This is a genomic window from Paenibacillus sp. 01T442, assembly GCF_056398345.1.
The window spans coordinates 1-7,195 of sequence record NZ_JBFTPF010000134.1 but is presented as its reverse complement, the minus strand read 5'-3'; the positions used below and the strand labels follow the sequence as shown (position 1 = coordinate 7,195).

Below are 7,195 nucleotides of genomic sequence, written 5' to 3'. Positions count from 1 at the left end.
GTGTTAGGAGAACAGAGTGCGAAATCGTTGCGTGGCGGTAAAATGGAAGATGTCATTTTCGCTGGCAGTGATGCGCGTCGTGCAGTGAATTATGGGGAAGTCTCGCTCACACTGGATAATTCTTCGCAATCGCTTCCGCTCGACTTTAACGAAGTGACAGTGACGCGTAGAGTACATCGCAATGGCGATAGCGAATATTTGATCAATAAACAACCTTGTCGCTTGAAKGATATCACGGAGTTGTTCATGGACACTGGTATCGGGAAAGAAGCGTATTCGATTATTGGACAAGGGCGAATTGAAGAAATTTTGAGTACGAAATCCGAAGATCGTCGAGGCATCTTTGAAGAAGCTTCGGGGATTGTTAAATATAAATCACGTAAGCGCGAAGCGGAGAAGAAATTAAACGATACCGAGCAGAATTTGCTGCGGATTCATGATTTAGTTTCAGAGCTCGAGGATCAAGTTGAGCCACTTCGTGATCAGGCGGAGAAAGCGATTCGTTTTAAAGAATTGAAAGAAACGCTCAAGAGCAGTGAGATCTCGATGTATGTCCATCAGATCGATCAGATCTATGTCGCTTGGAATGACGCTACACAGCTGTTAGAAAAGCTAACGAAAGAGCAAACAGAGCTCTCAACGATTGTGAGCCAGCATGATGCGCACTTGGAGAAGCATCGTTGGGAAACGCGTAGACTAGAAGAAGAACTAGAAAAGCTGCAAGAGGGTTTGCTAGGTCTGAGCGAAGAGTTTGAGAAATGTGAGGGTCACGGTGAGGTTCTCAAAGAACGGAAGAAGAACTATGTGACGAATCATCAGCAGCTCAGCACCACAATCGCAATGCAGGAGCAGCGTAAATTAGATAAAGAAGCTGACTTGAGCGAACAACGTGATAAAATCATCCAAATCGGTGCGCAGTTGTTCGATTTCCAAGCCAAACTTACAGCGGAGGAGCAGCGCTTACAAGGTGTAAGCGGAGGCATCAGTTCATCGCCTGAAGATCAGTTGAAGGGTGAATTGTTGGAAACGCTCAACCGTATGGCACAATCTCGTAATGAAATTCGCTACGCCGAGCAGCAAATTGAAAGCATTGGGCGCCGATTGGAGAGACTTGATGAGGAACGTCAGAAGTGGGCGGACCAGCGTGTGAGTATAACACGACGCAAGCAGGAACTATCAGCTAAACTGCAAGAAACAGTAGGGGACATAGAAAAAGCTAGGCAAGACTATGTCCAATTTACCCAAGCCTTGAAGAGTAAGCAAGGGTTGCTGGATGAAGCCCAGACAATGGTGCGGAAATKGGAGCAAAAGATAGATAGCTTAATTTCCCGCCGCGACACCATGAAAGAAATGGCCAATGACTACGATGGCTTCCAACAAGGTGTTAAGGAAGTTCTTAAAGCGAAAACGCGCAAAGATCTGCGCGGCATTCGCGGTGCAGTGGCTGAGCTTGTCAAAGTGCCTGCTAATGTGGAAATTGCCATTGAAACAGCACTAGGTGGTGCCCTGCAAAATATTATCGTGGAGACAGAAGCAGATGGTCGTGAAGCTATTGCCTTCTTGAAGCGTCGTCAAATGGGACGAGCTACTTTCTTGCCGATGAATGTCATTCGCGGACGCTCGATATCTGATCATGAGAGTCAGACGTTGAAATCCTCCAAGGGCTTTGTTGGGATTGCGGTTGACCTCGTTTCTTTCGATTCGACGTATACGAATATATTCTCCAGTTTATTAGGGAATGTCGTCGTAGCTGAGAGTCTGGAAGACGCGAATCATATCGCTGCCAAAGCGCAGTATCGCTACCGTGTGGTGACACTCGAAGGAGATGTTGTGAATCCTGGTGGTTCCATGACGGGMGGAAGCTTACAGAAGAAATCGACGAATTTGTTAGGACGTCAACGTCAAATCGAAGAATTGGATGCYGAGATCGCAACATCTGAGGGGCAGCTTAGTGGTCTACGCAGTCAATCAAGCTCGTTGAAGCGAGAAATTACCGATGAAATGCTGAAGGTAGAACAGCTTCGACAACTGGGTGAGCAGCAGCGCATTACGGAGCAGCAAATTCGCGCGGAATTGAATCCGCTGGAATCTGAAAGCCGTACAGTTGAAGAGCAGCTGACCTTGGATAGCCAAGACAGAACCGCGCTAATGGGTGAACGAACTGATTTTGGCCGTAAAAAAGTCGAAAGCGAAGCGACCCTCGCACAACTTCAAGAAGAGGAAGCTTCTCTTCAACAAGCGATTCGTGATGCCGAGAGCTCACGTAAAGCAAGTGAATCAGAAAAAGAAGAGCTGCAAAGCCAATTGACGGATTTGAAAGTGAAAGTGGCATCGACTTCACAAGAAAAGCAATCCCTTCAAGATCAACAAAGGCGCTTACAACAGGATCTAAGTGATGTGGAGCGTGAGATTGAAGTCAATCGCGGCCTGTTAATTCAGTTAGAAAGCGATATGGCAACACTTGAACAAGAAACTGTCCTGCAAATTGAGCTGTTAAATGATTTGAAGCTTAAGAAGCAGCAATGTTCTGAAAGTATCGAGTTCAAGCGTGCAGAGCGGATGGACTGGTTACAGAAGCTTGAGCATGGCGAAAATGAGACACGTACACAGCGTATCCAGCTGAAGCAAGTGGAAGAAAATCTCCATCAAACCGAGGTTCGCGTGACGCGTCTTGATGTGGAGCTTGAGAACTTGCTCAAAAAGCTTGCGGAAGAATATGAACTTAGCTATGAGCTGGCGAAAATGCGTTATCCCGTACCTGAGGATATTCAGGGTACACAGAGTAAAGTACGCGAGTTGAAACGAGAAATAGCTTCACTAGGTGATGTGAACCTCGGTGCGATTGAAGAATACGCGCGTGTATCTGAACGCTTCGAATTCTTGAGTTCGCAGAAGGATGATTTAATCGAAGCCAAAACAACCTTGTACCAGGTCATTCGTGAAATGGATCTAGAGATGTCGAAACGCTTTAAAACGACGTTCGATGCGATTCGCTCCCATTTTGGGGTCGTATTTGCGAAGCTTTTCGGCGGTGGTCGTGCAGATTTGATTCTGTCGGAACCAGAGAATATGCTCGACACGGGCATTGAGATTGTRGCTCAGCCGCCAGGCAAAAAGCTGCAAAACCTACAATTGCTATCTGGTGGCGAACGTGCCTTGACTGCGATTGCGCTCTTGTTCTCCATTATTCGTGTGAAACCAGTGCCATTCTGCGTACTGGATGAGGTAGAAGCCGCGTTAGATGAGGCGAACGTATCTCGTTTTGCCGAGTATTTAAGAGAATTTTCGGAAATGACGCAATTTATCGTTGTTACACACCGTAAAGGAACGATGGAAGAAGCTGATGTGTTGTATGGCGTCACCATGCAAGAAGGCGGCGTTTCGAAGCTTGTTTCCGTCCGTTTAGAGGATGAGGAAGCGACAATGACAGCCTCTTAAGGGGAAATTATCGATAGGAATATAGGAGGAACTATGAGTTTTTTTAAACGATTGAAAGAAAGTATTTCGGGTAAGGCTGAGGCGGTAACCAATAAATTTAAGGAAGGTTTAACGAAAACACGTGATGCATTCGTGAACCGTGTCGATGATTTATTTAGCCGACGTAAGAAGATTGATGAAGATTTCTATGAAGAACTGGAAGAAATTCTAATTGGCGCAGACGTTGGCGTGAATACGGTTCTGAAGTTGATTGATGAGCTTCGTGCTGAGGTTAAAAAACGTAAAATTGAAGATCCAGCGGAACTTCAACCGATCCTTTCAGAAAAACTGATTGAGTTGCTAAAAGGGGATGCAGATGCTGGACTTAACATCAATCCTAATGGCTTAACAGTAATCCTTTTCGTTGGCGTTAATGGTGTAGGTAAGACGACGACAATTGGCAAAATGGCTCACATGTTCAAATCGCAAGGGAAGAAAGTGTTGATGGCCGCTGGTGATACATTCCGTGCTGGCGCCATTGAGCAGCTTGAAACTTGGGGCGAGCGCGTTGGTGTTGATGTCATTAAGCAACAATCTGGCGCAGATCCTGCCGCGGTTATGTATGATGCTGTACAGGCTGCCAAAACACGCGATGTAGACATTCTTTTGTGCGATACGGCGGGGCGTTTGCAGAACAAAGTGAATTTGATGGAGGAGCTTAACAAGATTTATCGTGTGATCCAACGCGAAGTTCCTGATGCACCCCATGAAGTTATTCTAGTTCTGGATGCAACGACTGGTCAAAATGCACTTAGCCAAGCTAAGCTATTCGGTGATAAAACAGGATTGACGGGTTTGGTTTTGTCCAAATTAGATGGAACGGCGAAAGGCGGAATCGTTGTGGCTATCCGTCAAGAACTCTCTCTACCGGTTAAATTTGTTGGCCTGGGTGAGAAAATGGATGATCTCCAAGCGTTCGATTCCGAGCAGTTTGTGCATGCGCTTTTTGGTAAATGGATAGGTGAAAATACTGACAAGGTATAATGCTTGACAATCATCTTGGAATTCAGTATGATAGGTTCTGTTGTGCTGGTGTCAAGTGTGCAACCTTTACGGAGGTAGAATATGACTGTCGATCCCATGTTGGAGAAAACGAATCGCATTAACCTGCTGTTTGATTTCTATGAAGCATTGTTGACCGATAAACAGCGAACATTTCTTGAACTGTACTTCMATGATGATTACTCCCTCGGGGAGATTGCTGAGAACTTCACGATCAGCCGCCAAGCGGTCTATGAGCATATCAAACGTGCGGAATTGACACTGCAGGAATATGAGAGTAAGTTAAAGCTGTTACATAAACACGAACAACGTATGAAGCTGCGTCAAGATTTAGTTACTGGATTGAAGGATTGTGATCCTGAGCTAAAGAGGAAAGTGACAGAGCTTTTTGATACAATAGTAGGGATGGATTGAAACCTTAGTTAGAAGCAGGAGGTGAAGCGCATGGCATTTGAAGGATTAGCAAACCGATTGCAGAATGTGTTCGGCAAGCTGAGAAGCAAAGGTAAGCTGACGGAAGAAGATGTAGGCGAAGCGCTTCGCGAGGTACGATTGGCACTGCTTGAAGCGGACGTTAACTTTAAAGTTGTGAAAGACTTTATTGCGAAGGTGAAAGAGCAAGCGATCGGACAAGAAGTTCTGAAATCTTTCACGCCTGGCATGGTGGTTATCGATATCGTGAACAAAGAGCTTACAGCCCTTATGGGTGGGACACAAAGTAAGCTAGCGCGTTCGAATCGACCGCCGACGGTTATTATGATGGCTGGTTTGCAAGGGGCTGGTAAAACAACGACCTCAGGTAAATTGGCTAAAATGTTGTTGAAACAGAATCACAGACCGCTTCTTGTTGCGTGTGACATTTATCGTCCCGCGGCGATTAAGCAGTTGGAAGTGCTGGGTGAACAACTGAAAGTTCCGGTTTTCTCATTAGGTGATAAAGTGAACCCTGTTGAGATTGCCAAAGCGGGACTACAACATGCGAAGGATAACGGTAATGACTATGTGATTATCGATACAGCAGGTCGCTTGCACATTGATGAAAACCTCATGGACGAGCTCAAGAATGTACGTGAAGCTACGAGCCCAGATGAGATTTTGCTAGTTGTCGATGCAATGACAGGGCAAGATGCTGTCAACGTTGCAGAAAGCTTCCATCAACAGCTTGAATTATCCGGTGTTGTGTTAACCAAGCTAGATGGAGATACGCGCGGTGGTGCTGCGTTATCCGTCAAAGCGGTAACAGGATGTTCGATCAAGTTCGTAGCCAGCGGCGAGAAAATGGATGCTTTAGAGCCATTTTATCCTGACCGTATGGCATCAAGAATTCTCGGTATGGGCGATATGCTCTCCTTAATTGAGAAGGCGCAAGCTGGTATCGATATGGATAAAGCGAAAGARATGGAGCGCAAAATGCGCAACGCCGAATTCACCTTCGAGGACTTCATTGAGCAGATGGAACAAGTGAAGAAAATGGGGCCACTTGACCAAATTCTTGACATGCTGCCTGGTGCGAACAAGATAAAAGGCATGAAAGATATGAAGGTTGACGAGAAACAGATGGCTCGTGTTGAAGCTATTGTGAAGTCCATGACAACCGAAGAAAAGCGTAAGCCTGAGCTGTTGAATGCAAATCGCCGTAAGCGGATTGCAGCAGGGAGCGGGAATACGGTGCAGGAAGTCAATCGTTTCATCAAGCAATTCGATGATATGCGTAAGATGATGAAGCAATTCTCGGGCATGATGGGGCCGAAAGGTGCCAAAGGCATGAAGAAGTTAGGCAAGGGATTCAAATTTCCCTTTTAAATAATGGTGTTTATTCTAAGTAGGAGGTGATTTTTCAATGGCAGTACGTATTCGTCTTAAACGTGTAGGCGCTCATAAAGCTCCTTTCTACCGTGTCGTGGTTTCGGATTCCCGTTCCCCGCGTGATGGTCGTTTTATCGAAGAAATCGGTACTTATAATCCAATTGCTGAACCAGCAGCTGTGGTTCTTGATGAGGAAAAAGCGCTTAAATGGCTTCAAACTGGCGCTCAACCGTCCGATACAGTTCGCAGCCTGTTCTCAAAAGCAGGTTTGATGACTAAGTTTCACGAGCTGAAATTACAGAAGTAATCTGTCCTGAAATAACGATGTCCTAACCAAGGACATTGTTATGGAAGCCTCGAAATTGGTGCAACCAATTTGAGGGTCTTCTTCGACAGTTCATCAACTGATGGTGCCGCAGCATGCGGCAGCATATCTGTTATCTTTCGGAGGGTGGGTTCATGAAGGATCTTATCACCGTTATTGCTAAGGCTCTTGTCGATCATCCGGAAGAGGTACGTGTCGCTGTGGTGGAGAAAGAGGACAAGATCGAGTACAGGCTTTCTGTTCATCCCGACGATGTCGGTAAAGTGATTGGCAAGCAAGGCAAGATTGCGAAATCGCTCCGTACGGTTGTCACGTCGGCAGMTGTGAAAGAAACGAAGCGGGTAKCCGTTGAAATCGTTTCATAAGAAATGAGGTTAGGATTCAATTCCTAGCCTTTTTTCGCATATGAAAAGAAGGTAATTTAATGTGGAGGTTGGGCAAGCGCATATGACGGAGAAATTAGTGACAGTTGGTAAAGTCGTAAATAGCCACGGGATTCGTGGAGAACTAAAAATCGTGCCTGAAACAGACTTTCCAGAACGGTTCGATGTGGGAAATTCATTGATCATTGTAGACTCTCAAAAT

General features: G+C 45.7%; 6 protein-coding genes and 1 pseudogene. All 7 read left to right on the top strand.

Features of this window, described 5'->3' with window-relative positions; all coding sequences use genetic code 11:
- Positions 1-3,438 (top strand): chromosome segregation protein SMC (gene smc / locus AC1DLM_RS34010; protein ID WP_477572451.1); only part of this gene is annotated, 3,438 nt, incomplete at its 5' end.
- Positions 3,439-3,471: 33 nt separating this feature from the next.
- A complete protein-coding gene (gene ftsY / locus AC1DLM_RS34005) occupies positions 3,472-4,461 on the top strand; it encodes a signal recognition particle-docking protein FtsY (RefSeq protein ID WP_441990546.1) in 990 nt (329 codons plus the stop codon).
- Positions 4,462-4,542: 81 nt separating this feature from the next.
- Entirely contained in the window at positions 4,543-4,893 is a 351-nt protein-coding gene (locus AC1DLM_RS34000) for a putative DNA-binding protein (protein WP_477572450.1), read from the top strand.
- Positions 4,894-4,923: 30 nt separating this feature from the next.
- Positions 4,924-6,282 carry a signal recognition particle protein gene (gene ffh, locus AC1DLM_RS33995; RefSeq protein WP_441990544.1) on the top strand — a complete coding sequence of 453 codons (1,359 nt, stop codon included), beginning with the start codon at positions 4,924-4,926 and terminating at the stop codon, positions 6,280-6,282.
- Between the two features lie 37 nt (positions 6,283-6,319).
- Positions 6,320-6,592, top strand: a complete 273-nt coding sequence (gene rpsP / locus AC1DLM_RS33990) for a 30S ribosomal protein S16 (protein ID WP_028558245.1) — start codon at positions 6,320-6,322, stop codon at positions 6,590-6,592.
- A gap of 152 nt (positions 6,593-6,744) precedes the next feature.
- The gene (locus tag AC1DLM_RS33985; protein ID WP_477572449.1) at positions 6,745-6,975 is read left to right on the top strand and encodes a KH domain-containing protein; all 231 of its coding nucleotides are present in this window, start codon (positions 6,745-6,747) and stop codon (positions 6,973-6,975) included.
- Positions 6,976-7,057: 82 nt separating this feature from the next.
- Positions 7,058-7,195: pseudogene (locus AC1DLM_RS33980) on the top strand (ribosome maturation factor RimM); the annotation flags it as partial.

Bases quoted from the DNA above. Each gene is read 5' to 3' on its own strand.
- ftsY (WP_441990546.1), top strand. From the start codon at position 3,472: ATGAGTTTTTTTAAACGATTGAAAGAAAGTATTTCGGGTAAGGCTGAG.
- rpsP (WP_028558245.1), top strand. From the start codon at position 6,320: ATGGCAGTACGTATTCGTCTTAAACGTGTAGGCGCTCATAAAGCTCCT.